Annotated in this window: 14 protein-coding genes and 1 riboswitch; of the genes, 7 read left to right on the top strand and 7 right to left on the bottom strand. The window is 34.8% G+C overall.

Annotated elements, in window-relative coordinates; all coding sequences use genetic code 11:
• Positions 1-50: 50 nt before the first annotated feature.
• Positions 51-147, bottom strand: a riboswitch (TPP riboswitch).
• A 97-nt stretch (positions 148-244) separates the two neighbouring features.
• The gene (glnE, locus tag ACFQ02_RS01715) at positions 245-3187 is read left to right on the top strand and encodes a bifunctional [glutamate--ammonia ligase]-adenylyl-L-tyrosine phosphorylase/[glutamate--ammonia-ligase] adenylyltransferase (RefSeq protein WP_380818517.1); all 2943 of its coding nucleotides are present in this window, start codon (positions 245-247) and stop codon (positions 3185-3187) included.
• A 65-nt stretch (positions 3188-3252) separates the two neighbouring features.
• Here the strand turns inward: glnE and pepT are convergent, their stop codons facing one another.
• The gene (gene pepT / locus ACFQ02_RS01710) at positions 3253-4503 is read right to left on the bottom strand and encodes a peptidase T (RefSeq protein ID WP_380818515.1); all 1251 of its coding nucleotides are present in this window, start codon (positions 4501-4503) and stop codon (positions 3253-3255) included.
• Between the two features lie 267 nt (positions 4504-4770).
• Between pepT and potA the strand changes: the two genes are divergently transcribed.
• From potA to ACFQ02_RS01690, 4 genes are all read left to right on the top strand, one after another.
• The gene (potA, locus tag ACFQ02_RS01705; protein ID WP_380818513.1) at positions 4771-5889 is read left to right on the top strand and encodes a spermidine/putrescine ABC transporter ATP-binding protein PotA; all 1119 of its coding nucleotides are present in this window, start codon (positions 4771-4773) and stop codon (positions 5887-5889) included.
• Complete coding sequence (gene potB, locus ACFQ02_RS01700; RefSeq protein WP_380818511.1) at positions 5873-6733, top strand: spermidine/putrescine ABC transporter permease PotB; 861 nt, start codon at positions 5873-5875, stop codon at positions 6731-6733. The genes potA and potB overlap by 17 nt, the downstream gene beginning before the upstream one ends.
• A complete protein-coding gene (potC, locus tag ACFQ02_RS01695; protein ID WP_380818509.1) occupies positions 6733-7500 on the top strand; it encodes a spermidine/putrescine ABC transporter permease PotC in 768 nt (255 codons plus the stop codon). The genes potB and potC overlap by 1 nt, the downstream gene beginning before the upstream one ends.
• A 149-nt stretch (positions 7501-7649) precedes the next feature.
• Positions 7650-8726, top strand: coding sequence for an extracellular solute-binding protein (locus tag ACFQ02_RS01690; RefSeq protein WP_380818507.1), 1077 nt, complete (start codon positions 7650-7652; stop codon positions 8724-8726).
• A 635-nt stretch (positions 8727-9361) separates the two neighbouring features.
• On the opposite strand, the gene acnB is transcribed toward ACFQ02_RS01690, so the two are convergent.
• From acnB to ACFQ02_RS01665, 5 genes are read right to left on the bottom strand one after another with little or no spacing between them, the layout of a single operon-like run.
• Positions 9362-11968, bottom strand: coding sequence for a bifunctional aconitate hydratase 2/2-methylisocitrate dehydratase (gene acnB / locus ACFQ02_RS01685; protein WP_380818504.1), 2607 nt, complete (start codon positions 11966-11968; stop codon positions 9362-9364).
• 57 nt (positions 11969-12025) lie between these two features.
• Entirely contained in the window at positions 12026-12316 is a 291-nt protein-coding gene (locus tag ACFQ02_RS01680; protein ID WP_380818910.1) for a YciI family protein, read from the bottom strand.
• 25 nt (positions 12317-12341) lie between these two features.
• Entirely contained in the window at positions 12342-12788 is a 447-nt protein-coding gene (yciA, locus tag ACFQ02_RS01675; protein WP_380818502.1) for an acyl-CoA thioester hydrolase YciA, read from the bottom strand.
• A gap of 35 nt (positions 12789-12823) precedes the next feature.
• Complete coding sequence (locus tag ACFQ02_RS01670; RefSeq protein WP_380818499.1) at positions 12824-13396, bottom strand: septation protein A; 573 nt, start codon at positions 13394-13396, stop codon at positions 12824-12826.
• A complete protein-coding gene (locus ACFQ02_RS01665) occupies positions 13396-14169 on the bottom strand; it encodes a hypothetical protein (protein ID WP_380818496.1) in 774 nt (257 codons plus the stop codon). Before ACFQ02_RS01665 ends, ACFQ02_RS01670 begins: the two co-directional genes overlap by 1 nt.
• A 314-nt stretch (positions 14170-14483) precedes the next feature.
• On the opposite strand from ACFQ02_RS01665, the gene ACFQ02_RS01660 reads away from it, so the two are divergent.
• Entirely contained in the window at positions 14484-15125 is a 642-nt protein-coding gene (locus tag ACFQ02_RS01660; protein WP_380818494.1) for an OmpW/AlkL family protein, read from the top strand.
• Between the two features lie 76 nt (positions 15126-15201).
• Here the strand turns inward: ACFQ02_RS01660 and ACFQ02_RS01655 are convergent, their stop codons facing one another.
• On the bottom strand, positions 15202-15465 hold the full coding sequence (locus ACFQ02_RS01655; RefSeq protein WP_380818492.1) for a GrxA family glutaredoxin: 264 nt from the start codon (positions 15463-15465) through the stop codon (positions 15202-15204).
• 130 nt (positions 15466-15595) lie between these two features.
• Between ACFQ02_RS01655 and ACFQ02_RS01650 the strand changes: the two genes are divergently transcribed.
• Complete coding sequence (locus ACFQ02_RS01650) at positions 15596-16546, top strand: RimK family alpha-L-glutamate ligase (protein ID WP_380818489.1); 951 nt, start codon at positions 15596-15598, stop codon at positions 16544-16546.
• Position 16547: the final 1 nt, after the last annotated feature.

Here is a 16547-nt window from a genome sequence, read left to right as displayed (position 1 = left end):
CTTATAGATAGACTTAACTAATTGGAAAGCAAAGAGTTAATTTGCTTTAAGAAATGGTCATATAAGTTTCCTACGTCAGCATTACCTGTATCAGGTTCACGGGTATGATCTCAGCTTAACTTTTGGTCAGCACCCCGACTACTCTGACATCATATACTATTTTTCTTACTAATGAAAGAATGGATTTTAAGAACGTTAATTTGTATAGTATTGGAAATTATTGTTTTCAATTACAAGGATTTTCATGTCACCTCAATTGCCTATATCGAAAGAAATATTGCTCAGTTTTGCAAGAATATTGATTTCTCATTTTCCTAGTCAATACGATGAAACACTGCTTGAAAAAATTTCGACATCCGATTTGTCAGTTAATATTAAAGCTATTGCAAGTGCAGTAGCAATGTCTGATTTTGTCGCAGATGTATTGCAAAAACAACCGCACTTTTTGCATTCTTGTTGGCAACAAACGCCTCAATTAGCGGATTGTGAAGATTATCGTCAACGTTTGCAAGTGATTCTGGCTAATGTTGATAATGAGGAAATGTTATATAAATTGATTCGCCAATTTCGTCATCGTGAAATGGCAAAGCTTAGTTTTTGTCAAACTTTAAATTTAGGGACAGTAGAGGATATTTTTATCCGTCTTTCTCACTTGGCAGAAAGCTTGATTATTGAGACTCGAAATTGGCTTTATTTAAGAGCTTGTGCAGAGATGGGAACACCTCTTGATAATGAAGGTCATCCACAGCAACTTTATATTTTAGGCATGGGAAAGTTGGGTGGTTTTGAGTTGAATTTTTCATCAGATATTGATTTGATTTTCGCTTATCCAAGTAATGGGCACACTGACGGAGCAAGAAGAGCAGTAGAGAATAATAAGTTTTTTACTCGACTTGGGCAACGATTAATCAATGCGTTGTCTCAATTTACTCCAGATGGTTTTGTATATCGTACAGATATGCGACTTAGACCCTTTGGCGATAGTGGAGCGTTGGTATTTAGTTTTAGTGCAATGGAGCAATATTATCAAGAACAAGGGCGAGATTGGGAACGTTATGCTTTAATTAAAGGACGAATTTTGGGGCAAGATCAAGAAGATCCTCATGTAAAAACGCTACAGCAATTACTGCGTCCTTTTGTCTATCGACGTTATATTGATTTTAGTGTCATCCAAGCATTGCGTGATATGAAAGATAAAATAGAGCGAGAAGTTCGTCGTCGTGGGCTTGTGGATAATATTAAATTAGGTGCAGGTGGCATTCGTGAAATTGAATTTATTGTGCAAGTTTTTCAGCTTATTCGGGGAGGTCGTGAAGCTCATTTACAACAGCATGAATTACTCAAAATTTTACCGCACTTACAGCAGTTAGAGTTGCTAACAATAGAACAATGCGAAGATTTAAGACAATCTTATTTATTTTTACGAAGAACGGAAAATATATTACAGGCAATTAAGGATCAACAAACTCAAGTTTTACCGACAGATGAAAAAGATCAATTGCGATTAGTTGTTGCAATGGCAAAATTTACTCAACTTGATCATCAAAATCAAGTTGTAAAAATTGAATATCCAATTGAAAATTGGCAAGATTTTTACCGCACTTTACAACATCACCAGCAAAAAGTGCGGTTAATTTTTGATAGTTTAATTGGCGAAGAAAATGGCAAAGAAAGTAGCGATTGCAACAGCAATTGGTGTGATTTTTTAGATGAGTCTTTTGCGGAAGATGAAGTCGCTGAGATACTACAACAGCAATCAGTCGATAGCGAGTTTCATGACGAAATTATTGAAAAACTAGTCTGCTTTAAACAGGAATTAAGGCATCGAGTTATTGGAGCAAGAGGACGAACGGTGCTTTCTCGTTTAATGCCATCTGTGCTATCACAGGTCTTTCATCATGAACAATGTGTAAAATTATTACCACGGGTGTTAAATATCATTGATAAGATTGTCAGCAGAACTACTTATCTAGAATTATTGTTGGAAAATCCACAAGCACTAAGTCAACTAATTGAACTTTGTGTAAAATCGAAAATGATCGCTGAACAAGTAGCTCGCTATCCTATTTTGTTAGATGAATTGTTAGATCGTCAGTCTTTACTTAATCCACCTGATTTTACGCAATATCCAGCACAATTACGACAATATATGCTCCGTTTGACACAAGATGATGAAGAACAGTTAATTAATGGATTACGTCAATTCAAGCAAACGGCACTTTTACGTGTAGCTGCCGCAGATATTTTAGGTGCATTGCCTGTAATGAAAGTAAGTGATCATTTAACTTATTTGGCGGAAGCAATTATTGAGTCAGTAGTACATTTTGCATGGAAACAAGTAACACAACGCTTTGGTGTCCCTGATTTTTTGCAGCCCAATGAAAAAGGATTTTTAGTCGTTGGTTATGGCAAATTAGGTGGCATTGAATTGGGCTATCAATCAGATTTAGATTTAGTTTTTTTATATGACAATAGTCAGACTGGGCAAACTGTAGGAGGAACAAAAGTTATTGATAGTAATCAGTTTTATTTGAGGTTATCACGAAAGATCGTTAGCATTTTTAGCATGAATACGAGTGCTGGGGTATTATATGATGTTGATATGAGATTGCGTCCATCAGGTGAGGCTGGATTGCTTGGTTGTCCATTAACTGCCTTTAAAAATTATCAACTTAATGAAGCATGGACATGGGAAAAACAGGCGTTGGTGCGGAGTCGACCGATATTCGGCGAAGAGAGGTTAAAATACCAATTTGATCAAATTCGACATCAAGTGTTAACTGAAAAACGAAATATTGCTATCTTAAAAAAAGATGTACGTGAAATGCGAGAAAAAATGTATCAACATTTAAGTAACCATAAAGGAGGACAGTTCAATATTAAAACAGATAGTGGTGGTATTACTGATATAGAATTTATTGCCCAATATCTAGTTTTAGCTTATTCAGAACAACACCAAAATTTAACTAAATGGTCAGATAATGTCCGCATTTTTGACAGCCTGGCAGAAAGTGCGGTAGTTCCAGTAGAAATTTGTGAAAAGTTAAAACATTGCTACATCACATTGCGTGATAAAATTCATCATTTAAATTTACTTGGTTTACCCTCCGTAGTTAGTGCGGAAGAATTTAAACAGGAACGGCTATTCATTACTCAAATTTGGCAACAGTTGTTAATGGATTGTTGATGAGTAATACTGTTTAAGTCGATATATTGATAGTTGCAGTATTTTGCTTTTAAGTGTATTTGCGTTTAAATTGGTTTCATTGCACAGTGGCTAATTTGTACGATAAGTTTTACGCTTTCTAACATTCCTTCTAAAGTGATTAGTTCATAATTACTTTGGAGATTATAAGCCCCAGTAAAAAGAGTTGGACAAGCCATACCTTTTAAAGCTAATTTTGCACCTTCAGTATCAGTACGGATTGCTTTATGTAAGGGTTTTATACCGCAGTTTTTCATGGCTTTATCAGCGAGAGCAACAGCATTAGACAAAGAAATGGGAGATTCAGCTATATTGTAATAATGATCTCTGATCTCAAGTTCAACTTTTCTTTTTAATTTTTTCTTAGTATTAAAGTTATCAACGAGATTTTGCAAAAATTGTTTTCGTTGTTCAAATCTTATTTTGTTGAAATCTCTGATCCAATACTGGATTTTAGAATGTTCAATATTGCCATTAAAAGTGGCTAAATGGAAGAATCCTTGTTCACCTTCAGAGTTTTCTGCCATTTCTTGCTGTGGCAGACTTTGTTGAAATTCACAAGCTAATGCAAGGGCATTGATGAGATTATTTTTAGCTTTGCCAACATCACTATTTTGACCGTGAAATGTTATATCAGCATAAGCAGCATTAAAATTTTCACAGCCTAATTCCCCGACTTCTCCACCACTGACAGTATAAGCCCAATTGCAGGGAAATTTATCTAAAGGCAGAATTTTTGTTCCTAAGCCAATTTCTTTATCGGGACAGAAAGCTACACAGATGTTGCAATGAGGAAAAGAGGTATCCTTTAGAAAAGCAAGTGCGGTGATAATTTCAGCAATTCCTCCTTTACTATCAGCTCCTAATAACGTGTTGCCGTCAGTTACAATAAGTGTCTTGCCAATAAGATGATGTAAGAAATGATAATAAACAGGGCTGATAAATTTTTCACCTAAACCCAGTGCAATATCGCCACCACGATAATTTTCAATAATTTCAGGGCGAATATGCTTTCCACTGCATTGAGGTGAAGTATCTAGATGAGCAATAAAACCGATAGTTGGCATTTTAGGGCTGACATTAGAAGGAAGTAGGGCAGTTAAAACACCATTTTTATCTAATGTTATATTTTGTAATCCTAGTGCATACAACTCTTGCTGTAAATATTTTGCTAACTTCATTTGACCAATAGAACTAGGCGAAGTTTTAGTATTACTTTTTGATTGAGTATCAAAACCGACATAACATAAGAAACGTTCTAATAATTGGTTTTTGTATTGAGCTATTTCGTTCATCATATTTTACTGAAAAGTTACCGCACTTTTAACTTGAATGGCGTTATTCTATCATCAGCCTTAAGACGGGTTTTGATATACAACAATTTTTTTTGAAATTGTTAGTTATTAATAATAGATTTTTAACGAAAAACAAATTAATTACTTTTAATTAAAAGTCAATCGCTATATCATAGCAGTAATTTATTGGTCATTTACAATTTAAGTTGTAAATGTGTTCTTCATAATCAATATGATTATGTCATCAGTGTTAGGAGAAAATCAAAGCTAGTGGAAAGTTTAATTCAAAGCAAACCTATTGTTGAGCTTCGTTCTCTGACGAAATCTTACGATGATAAAACTATCATCAGCAATTTTAATCTAACCATTAATAATGGCGAATTTTTGACTATTCTTGGCCCGTCTGGTTGTGGTAAAACGACAGTTTTAAGATTAATTGCTGGGCTTGAAGAATTAAATGAAGGCTCGATCATTCTTGATGGTCAGGATATTACAAATATCCCAGCAGAACGTCGTTGTGTCAATACCGTATTTCAAAGCTATGCTCTATTTCCACATATGACGATTTTTGAAAATGTGGCTTTTGGTTTACGTATGCAGAAAATTCCGAATGAGCAAATTAAACCTCGTGTTATGGAAGCTTTGCGTATGGTTCGTTTAGAAGAAATGGCAGATCGTAAGCCAACACAACTTTCTGGTGGACAGCAGCAACGTATTGCGATTGCACGTGCGGTAGTCAATAAGCCTAAAGTTTTACTTTTAGATGAGTCTTTGTCTGCACTTGATTATAAATTGCGTAAAGAAATGCAAAATGAGTTAAAAGCTCTACAACGTCAATTAGGTATTACTTTTGTCTTTGTTACTCATGATCAAGAAGAAGCATTAACTATGTCTGATCGTATTATTGTCATGAATAAAGGACATATTGAACAAGATGGCTCGCCACGTGAAATCTATGAAGAACCGAAAAATCTTTTTGTAGCTAAATTTATCGGTGAAATTAACGTATTCGATGCAACAGTCATCGAGCGAATAGATGAAAAAACAGTTAAAGCTAATGTTGAAGGTCGAGTATGTGAAATTCATACATCAATCCCTGTAAATAGTGGACAACATCTCACGGTGTTGTTACGTCCTGAAGATATAGTCATTACTGAACTTGATGAAAATGAGCAATCAAAAGCAATTATTGGGCATGTTCTAGATCGTAATTATAAGGGTATGACTTTGGAGTCAACAATTGTACTAGATCATAATAATATGAAAGTATTGGTTAGCGAGTTTTTTAATGAAGATGATCCTAATATTGATCACTCATTAGGTCAGAAAGTTGCTCTCACTTGGCATGAAGGTTGGGAGGTTGTGCTAAACGATGAAGATAGTCAGTAATAAATTTCAAAATATCACTGTTACCATTATCTTCGCATGGTTAATTTTCTTTGTACTAGCACCAAATTTATTGGTGCTGGCGGTTAGTTTTTTAACACGTGATAGCAGTGATTTTTATTCATTACCCCTTACAATAAGCAATTATTCTAGATTATTTGAGCCACTTTATGCTCAAGTTGTGTGGAACTCGTTGTTCATGTCAGCAATGGCAACACTAGTATGTTTAGTAATTGGTTATCCATTTGCTTTTATGATGACTAAGATTAAACCGAAATTTAGAGCTATTTTACTATTCCTAGTTGTGTTGCCATTTTGGACTAATTCTTTGATTCGTATTTATGGTATGAAAATTTTCCTTGGCGTGAAAGGTATTTTCAACAGAGTTTTGCTTGGTATTGGGATTATTGATGAACCTATCCGCACTTTAAATACAGAAGTCGCCGTAATTATCGGATTAGTTTATTTATTGTTGCCATTTATGATATTGCCTTTGTACGCTGCAATTGAGAAATTAGATAATCGCTTGTTGGAAGCAGCAAAAGATCTAGGTGCGAATGGATTTCAGCGTTTCATTAAAATTATTTTGCCGATGACTATGCCTGGAATTATTGCAGGTTGTTTACTAGTGTTATTACCAGCAATGGGAATGTTCTACGTTGCAGATTTACTTGGTGGTGCAAAAGTATTGTTAGTAGGTAATATTATTAAGAGCGAATTTTTAGCTTCTCGAAATTGGCCGTTTGGTTCAGCAATTAGTATTAGTTTGACTGTATTAATGGCGTTACTTATCTTTATTTATTACAAAGCAAGTAAGTTGATGAATAAGAAAATGGAGTTGGAATAATGAGTCGTTTACTACGTAATATTTTTATGTTGGTGGTGTACGCTTATCTGTATATCCCAATTGTCATTTTAATTACTAATTCTTTTAATGCTGATCGTTATGGTTTGACCTGGAAAGGGTTCAGTTGGAATTGGTATGAACGCTTGTTTAATAACGATACATTAATTCAAGCAGCGATTCATTCTGTAACTATTGCTTTTTTTGCAGCAACTTTAGCAACTATTGTTGGAGGTTTAACTGCCATTGCTTTATACCGTTATCGTTTTCGTGGAAAACAGGCTGTTAGTGGTATGTTATTTGTAGTCATGATGTCTCCAGATATTGTAATGGCGGTATCGTTGTTAGCGTTATTTATGATCATTGGTGTATCACTAGGTTTTTGGTCATTACTTTTAGCTCATGTTACATTTTGTTTGCCGTATGTAGTTGTAACAGTATTTTCTCGTCTAAAAGGTTTTGACGTTAAGATGCTCGAAGCTGCAAAAGATTTAGGTGCAGGGGAAATTACTATTCTACGTAAAATTATTTTTCCTCTAGTCTTACCTGCTGTGATTTCTGGTTGGTTGTTTAGTTTTACTATTTCTTTAGATGATGTAGTAGTTTCTTCTTTTGTTAGTGGTGTGAGTTATGAAATTTTACCATTGAAGATTTTTTCATTAGTGAAAACTGGTGTAACACCTGAAGTTAATGCTTTAGCAACTATTATGATTATTCTTTCTTTATCTTTAGTGATCTTAAGCCAATTAATTGGAAGAAGGAATAAATAGCGGAAAAGTAAAATAAAATACTTCACAAATAACTCAATAGAAAATAGAATATACCTTGCTTCAATCAAGGCTATTTCTGTGTGCCGTTGCTTTGTTTTAGCAACAAAGTGCGGTTGATATTCACTCTAAATTAAAAGGGAATGATGAACATGAAAAAATTAACAAGTCTTTTTACTGCTGGGGCTATAGCACTTTCTCTAGCAGCTTGTAATGATAAAGAGACAAAAACTGCTGAAACTAAAGCACCAGAAAATGACACAGTATATCTTTATACTTGGACTGAATATGTCCCAGATGGTTTGTTAGATGAATTCACAAAAGAAACTGGCATAAAAGTAATTGTTTCTAGCTTGGAATCAAATGAAACAATGTATGCGAAGTTAAAAACACAAGGTGAATCAGGTGGTTATGATGTAATTGCTCCATCAAATTACTTTGTTTCAAAAATGGCACGTGAAGGTATGTTGATGCCTTTAGATCACAGCAAACTGCCAGTAATTAAAGAATTAAATCCAAATTGGTTGGATAAACCTTATGATAAAGGTAATAAATATTCTTTACCACAATTATTAGGTGCTCCAGGTATTGCGTTTAATACGAATGATTATAAAGGCACAGACTTTACTTCTTGGGCTGATTTATGGAAACCTGAATTTGCTAATAAAATTCAATTATTAGATGATGCACGTGAAGTATTTAATATTGCGTTGTTAAAACTTGGTCAAGATCCTAATACCAAAGATCCTAAAATTATTGAACAAGCTTATGAAGAACTTTTAAAACTACGCCCAAATGTGCTTGCATTTAGTTCTGATAATCCAGCGAATTCTTTCATTGCTGGAGAAGTGGGTGTTGGTCAATTGTGGAACGGTTCAGTGCGTATTGCGAAAAAAGAGAAAGCACCTTTGGATATGATTTTCCCGAAAGAAGGACCAGTGCTTTGGGTTGACACATTAGCGATCCCAGCAAATTCAAAAAATCCTGAAGGGGCTCATAAACTGATTAACTATATGCTAGGAGCAAAAACAGCAGCTCAATTAACTAAAGAAATAGGTTATCCAACTTCTAATGTTAAGGCTTTGGAATTGCTTCCAGCGGAAATTACTCAAGATCCAGCAATTTATCCAACGCAAGAAGTATTGCAAAATAGTCATTGGCAAGATGACGTAGGAGATGCAGTACAATATTATGAAAATTTCTATCAAAAATTAAAAGCGGCTCAATAATTACCGCACTTTAGTTTGTTATTTAAAAATCTGCCTTATAGGCAGATTTTTTGCTTAGCAATAAAAAAGGGTGTAATACACCCTTTATAGAAAAGTATTGCCGATAAAAGAGGCTGACAAAGTAGAAAAAATCATAATATAAACTATAATAGAAACTATTGATAAAGAGTTGAAACAAGCTAAGGGGGACATTTTGATTACAACTATACTAGTTTTATTAAATTTAATCTGTATTTGTTCCAGTTTATTTTTAATGTGGATTTGTTACAAAAGAGAGCAAATAAACTATCTATCGGCTACTGGTATAATAGCGATTTGCTATCAGGTACTCTATATTGAGATCTCGAATGAATACTTTAAGCTGATACTCTCTATTATTTATATAGGCTTTGTATGGATCATCATTAAAGCCTATAGCGATAAGATTAACAAAGAACACAATGAAAAACTGCTAAATGAAATACTAGCAGAAAACGCAAAATTTGAAGCCTTACAAAAATATCGTAAATCTAAATAGCAGGCGATTTCGCCTGCTACAATATTGTGAGACCTCAATCGGGCTACTATTATCAGTGATTGATATTTGATTTCTACACTGTCAAATTTCAATTTTTTATCGAAAACGAACGATATAATTATACCGCAGTTTGAAATATCACTTTTTCCGCTTTTTTAGTATAGCTGTTGATTTGATCGAAGTTCATATATCGATATGTATCGTCTTTATCTTTTTGTAAATCAGCAACATAAGATAGATATTCTTTAGCGGTTGGTAATCTGCCCAATAGTGCTGCCACTGCTGCTAGTTCTGCGGATGCTAAATAAACATTTGCACCTTGCCCCAGACGATTTGGGAAGTTTCTAGTGGAAGTTGATACTACAGTAGCATTACTTGCCACACGAGCTTGGTTACCCATGCATAGTGAGCAACCTGGCATTTCAATTCTCGCTCCACTTTTACCATAAATGCTGTAGTATCCTTCTTCACTGAGCAAAGCTGCATCCATTTTAGTAGGAGGAGCAAGCCATAAACGAGTTGGAATTACATCTTTAAATTTAGCTAATAATTTACCAGCTGCACGGAAATGTCCAATGTTAGTCATACAAGAGCCGATGAAAACTTCATCAATTTTATTTCCCTCAACTTCGGACAATAATTTTGCATCATCAGGATCGTTCGGAGCACATAGAATAGGTTCTTTAATTTCATTGAGATCAATTTCGATTACAGCAGCATATTCAGCATCTTTATCAGCTTCTAATAACTGCGGATTTTCTAACCATTTCTCCATGTTTTTAATTCGTCGCTCGAGGGTACGAATATCTCCATATCCTTCAGAAATCATCCATTTTAACAGTACAATATTGGAATTGAGGTATTCAATAATTGGCTCTTTATTCAATTTAATAGTGCATGCTGCTGCTGAACGTTCAGCTGAAGCGTCAGAAAGCTCAAAAGCTTGTTCTACTTTTAGATGCTCAAGTCCCTCAATCTCTAAGATACGACCTGAGAAAATATTTTTCTTTCCTTGTTTTTCTACAGTTAATAAACCTTGTTGAATAGCATAATAAGGAATAGCATGAACAAGATCACGTAGCGTAATGCCTGCTTGCATTTCCCCTTTAAAACGAACCAATACACTTTCAGGCATATCTAACGGCATAACACCTGTCGCAGCGGCAAATGCCACTAAGCCAGATCCAGCAGGGAATGAGATACCAATTGGGAAGCGTGTATGAGAGTCACCTCCAGTTCCGACTGTATCTGGTAATAGCATACGGTTTAGCCAAGAGTGGATAACGCCATCTCCAGGTCTTAGCGATACACCACCACGATTCATAATGAAATCAGGTAAAGTATGATGAGTAACGACATCTACTGGTTTTGGATAAGCAGCGGTATGACAAAATGATTGCATAACGAGATCAGCAGAGAAACCTAAGCAAGCAAGATCTTTTAATTCATCTCTAGTCATTGGTCCTGTTGTATCTTGAGAGCCAACAGACGTCATTCGAGGTTCGCAATATTGCCCTGGGCGAATACCTTCGACTCCACAGGCACGTCCTACCATTTTCTGTGCTAAAGTAAACCCTTTATTGCTAGCTATTACGTCTTGAGGCTTAGCAAAAATGTCGCTTTCTGGCAAACCTAACTCTACACGTGCTTTATGAGTTAAGCTACGCCCAATAATTAATGGAATACGTCCGCCTGCCCTAACTTCATCTAATAATACTTTAGTTTTTAGAGAGAAATTTGCGAGCACTTCGTCACTATTATGTTTGCAAATTTTACCTTGATAAGGATAAATATCGATAATATCTCCCATATTTAAACGGCTTACATCAACTTCTATAGGTAATGCTCCCGCATCTTCAAGAGTATTGAAAAAAATTGGAGCAATTTTACCTCCTAATACTACGCCACCCGCACGCTTATTAGGAATAAATGGAATATCTTCGCCCATAAACCATAGAACAGAATTTGTAGCTGATTTACGTGATGATCCTGTCCCAACAACGTCACCAACATAAGCTAATGGAAAACCTTGCTGCTTTAATTTTTCAAGTTGGTGAATCGGTCCAATGTTACCTACATCATCAGGTTCAATGCCTTCACGAGCGTTTTTTAGCATAGCTAAAGCATGTAATGGAATATCAGGGCGAGACCATGCATCTTGTGCTGGAGAAAGATCATCGGTATTTGTTTCTCCTGTTACTTTAAAAACAGTGACGGTTAATTTTTCTGCCAATTTTGGTCGTGATAAATACCAATCGGCATTAGCCCAAGCTTGCATGATTTCCTTCGCAAATGGATTACCACGCTTGGCTCGTTCTGCGACATCATGGAAATTATCGAACATTAGTAGAGTAGAAGATAATGCTTTTACTGCAAAAGGAGCTAATTGCTCATTATCAAGTGCGGTCAATAACGGCTCAATATTATATCCACCTTGCATTGTGCCTAGTAACTGAACCGCTCTTTGTGTACTAATTAACGGAGAAGCAGTTTCACCTTTTATTATTGCCGCTAAAAAACTGGCTTTTACGTAAGCTGCTTCATCAACTCCCGCAGGGATTCGATTTTCAAATAAATCCAGTAAATAATCTGTTTTATCTATTGGCGGATTTTTCAATAATTCAATTAAGTTTGCTGTTTGTTGTGCATCTAAAGGCTTAGGTACAATGCCTTGTGCGGCACGTTCTTCAACGTGCTGTTGGTAGTTTAGTAGAAAGTCTGACATTGTTTTTCCTCACGTTAGGTTGATGTTGTATTTTTGTTTTGTTGAATGATTCACAACTTAAAATACTTTTGTAAAAGGTTTAACAATAACATTGTCGTATACCCCTGCTTCTATATAGGGGTCTTGTGAAGCCCATTCTTTAGCCGAAGCCAAGTCTTCAAAGTCTGCGATTACAGTAGATCCTGTAAATCCTGCTTGTAGATCATGCTCATCTACAGGATTAGGACCTGCGGTTAATAATCGACCTTGATTATGCAGTTCTTGTAAACGAGCAAGATGTTTTGTTCTCACCGCGAGACGTTGTTGTAATGTGTTAGGTTTATCTTGAGCAAAAATAACGAAAAACATCATTTTCTCCTTATGTTAATGTTGTTCAAATATTTTTTAATGCGTTCTCTAATTCTTTATTGTTTTCACGTTCAATTGGACGAGGTTTGCCTTGAGTATCAACAGCTACAAAACTGAATACTGCTTCAGTTACACAATAACGCTCGCCTAAAGGTTCTGTAGATACTTTTTTTACCCAAACTTCAATTTTAATTTTAATTGAAGTTCGTCCCACATAAATACATTTCCCGTAACAACAAATGACATCACCTACAGCAACAGGACGAATGAAAGTCATGCTGTCTACAGCAATGGTCACAACGCGTCCGTGAGCAATTTCTTTCGCTAAAATAGCACCACCAATATCCATTTGTGACATAATCCAACCACCAAAAATATCACCATTTGCATTAGTGTTTGAAGGCATTGCTAGAGTGCGTAACAACAAACAACCTTCTGGCTGACGAATTGTTTTTGCATCAATAAAAGTCATAGTTTTTCCTTTGTTTCATTAATTTGCTCGAGCATTTATTTTTTATTTTGTAAATCATCTTGAGTTGTAACGCTGTGATTTTCTTTCGGTAAATAACGGTAAATATAAATACCAGTAATAAGACTTGCAACGATAGTCATTGTTAAAATACCAAAAGTTTTAAAATCTACCCAGATATCGTCAGAGAAGAATTGACTTATTACTATATTAACTAACATACATATAATAAAGAAAATAGCCCAACCTACATTTAATTTTACCCATACTGCTTCAGGCAAACTAATTTCTTTACCTAATAGTTTTTGTATTAGTAGCTTTTTAAAACCAAATTGACTAATTAGTAAAACGAGAGCAAACAATGCGTAAACAATAGTAACTTTCCATTTTAAAAATTCTAACTCATTAAAATAAGCAGTCAATGTGCCAAAAAACACGACGGCAACGCCCATAACTAATTGTTGCTGTCCGATTTTGCCATATTTTATTTTCAAAATTATCATTTGGATAATAGTTGCAATAATTAAAGTTACTGCAGCTTCACGAATGCCAGCTAATTTATACACTACAAAGAATAAAATAAGTGGAATAAATTCTAGTAACTGCTTCATTATTTTCCCCTTTGTATAAATAAGCTATAAAAACGATAGCTAAAAATCAGTGAAAACATAGAAATAAACGTCATTAATATTGTGCCAATGATTGCCGTAAATAGATTGACTTGCGAAAGTGCGGTCAAATTTTGTGAAATTAATGGGAAAAAGATATGTGCGATTAAAAAGTAAATAAATAGCACACCGTTATGTTTTTTACCGTAAGCCCAAATTTCTTTTATACTTTGTAACCACGATTTATTGCTAATTGCATAATGTACAATCGCTAAATTTAACCGAACAAACAGAAATAGCCCAATCATCGTCAAAAAAAGAAAAGGTAGACTATCTGACTGTGATGGCATTATCAATAAAGCTAAACTACCACTCACTCCAATTGATAATGGAATAAGAATGATGGCTCCAATAAAAATAACGCCAATTATTTTTTTCAGGGCAAGAGTAAATGTTTCAGATATAGTAACCTGTTGCTGATGGCTCAATTTATCAAAAGTGATATAACCCCAAATAGTAATCAAGACCGAAGCGAAGATAAATACGATTAAGCAAAATAAGATAAAAGAGTTTTCCTGCTCAGCGGCAATTTGCGAATCTAGCACATCAATAGGATTATTACTTTGTTGAATTGCACTAATGGGGATTTTTTGTTGTACAAAATAACTAAATAAGTTGACTAGCACGTAAAGTGCGGTGAATTTAAACACAATTTGTTGTTGGTTGCGGATAAAATTCCAACAATCAGAAAATATTTTAGTGAAGTTAATCGGCATTTTTTAATCCAAATTTAAATCAATCTCAATTGTAAAAAAAATGTAACATCTCGCATTATACAATACAACCTATATTTAAAAAAGCCACTCAATCTTATTTTATTTGAATTTGAGTTAGATCAACTTTGACTTTTTTAGAAAGAAATAAAAAAATGATTTAGATTAAAAATAAAGTTCAATGATTTTTTTAAAAATTTGATCCTCATCACAAAAAAAATAATTATTAAGTGTTATATTTATCACCGTCAAAAGACATTATTTTTTGTAAGGATATAATCCTAATCACAATTAACAATAAAATTGAGGAATTGATTATGAAAAAAACAGCATTAGCGTTAGGTATGGCAGCAGCTTTAATAGCGGGTTCTGCATCTGCACATGAAGCAGGTAGTTTTATTGGTCGCTTAGGGGGTGTATTTGTTTCTGCCCATAACACTTCTAACGCTAAAACGGAAACGCCAGTTAAGCTAGATGTAAACGACAATGCACAAGTAGGTTTAACTTTAGGATATATGTTAACTGATAATATCGGTATCGAATTATTGGGTGCAACACCTTTTGCTCATCGTGTAAGTGCTTCAATTCCAGGCTCTAGCTTGGGTGAAGTGGTTAAATTAAAACATTTACCGCCAAGCCTTTACGTACAATATTATTTCTTAGATAAAGATGCTGGTTCTCGTCCTTATATTGGTGCTGGTTTGAATTATACTCGTTTCTATGATGCTCAATCTTTAAATCCAGCAGTCACTAATTTAGAATTGAAAAAACATTCATTTGGGCCAGTAATTAACGCAGGTATTGATATTAAATTAACTGATAACCTTTATTTCAATACTGCAATGTGGTACACCAAAATCAAAACAACAGCAAAATTTGATGCTTTAAGTAAAAAGCATGAAGTGGATGTTAAACTTGATCCATTTGTGTTCTTCTCAGGTTTAACTTTCAGCTTCTAATGAACAGTTAAAATTAGTTAAAAACAAAAAGTGCGGTAAATTTAACCGCACTTTTTATATTATTTTAGCTTGAAAATTACGCTACTACGCCGAATTGCTCTTTCATTAAGGCTTCAAAATCAGTACAGCCGCCGATTGGTTTTTCATCGATAAAAATTTGCGGTACGGTTTCTACAGGCTTACCAACTGATTTTGATAAATCCGCTTTGCTGATACCTTCTTCAATAATATCAACATAACGGAAATCAAAATCCGCAATTTGAGTTTTTAATTTTTCTGCTAAATTTTTTGCACGCACACAATATGGACAACCTGAACGACCAAAAATCACAACAAACATAGTTTTTCCTTTTTCCATTGAGTTAAAATTTGCCACAATTTTACAAGATCTGCGTAAAAAGTCGAAAGGGTTTTTCAGCATTGCTGTAATTGGTGTAGTATATTGATAAAAAATAAAGCAGGGACATTTTATGAAATTATTAATGCTGTGTCGTGAACCTCGTTTATACAGCTGTCAACGTTTACAGCAAGCAGCAGCAAGTGGTGGGCATCAAATGGATATTTTTGATCCTAATCGTTGTTTATTAAAATTGTCTGTAAATCCACCGCACTTTCAACTTTATTATCAAGCCAATCGTAATGCTGATCCTATTCTTTTAGATAAGTACGATGCGGTTTTACCTCGTTTTGGGACATCGAGTACAAAAATGGGATGTGCAGTGCTACAGCACTTTGCTGCACAGCGTATTTATTGTTTAAACCACGCAAATGCTTTTGCTTTAGCTCGTGATAAATGGCAAAGTTTGCAATTATTATTGCAAAATGGAATTCCCGTCCCCTCTTCATTTTTATCAGGTTGTGAATTTACAGCAGAAAATGCAGTAAGAACAGCAACAAAAAGTGCGGTACAAAATAATGTAGAACAGGCTGAATCATCTCTCATTTTGAAGACTCTCAGCGGATCTCAAGGTATTGGCGTAATGCTTACAGAAAAACCACAAAGTGCGGTGAGTTTATTGGAAACTTTAACCCAAGCACAAATTTCTGTGCTGTTACAGGATTTTATTGCTGAAGCCGATGGGGCGGATATTCGCTGTTTTGTGATAGGTGAACAAGTTGTAGCGACAATGCAACGGAAAGGGCAGTCAGGAGAATTTCGAGCGAATTGCCATCGAGGAGGCGTAACAGAAAAAATTCAATTAACTCAGCAAGAAAAACAAATCGCTATTAATGCAACTAAAGCGATTGGTTTAGATGTGGCAGGGGTTGATTTAATTCGTTCTAAACAAGGCGTGCTAGTGCTAGAAGTAAATGCGAGTCCTGGATTAGAGATGATCGAAAAAACAAGTGGTATTGATATTGCCACTCAAATGATTTCTTTTATTGAGCGTAAAGTCACTGAGTCAGTAAACATATTATAAG

The sequence above is a fragment of the Seminibacterium arietis genome (assembly GCF_042675725.1).
GTDB classification, from domain to species: domain Bacteria; phylum Pseudomonadota; class Gammaproteobacteria; order Enterobacterales; family Pasteurellaceae; genus Seminibacterium; species Seminibacterium arietis.
This window is presented reverse-complemented; position numbering and strand designations above follow the sequence as displayed.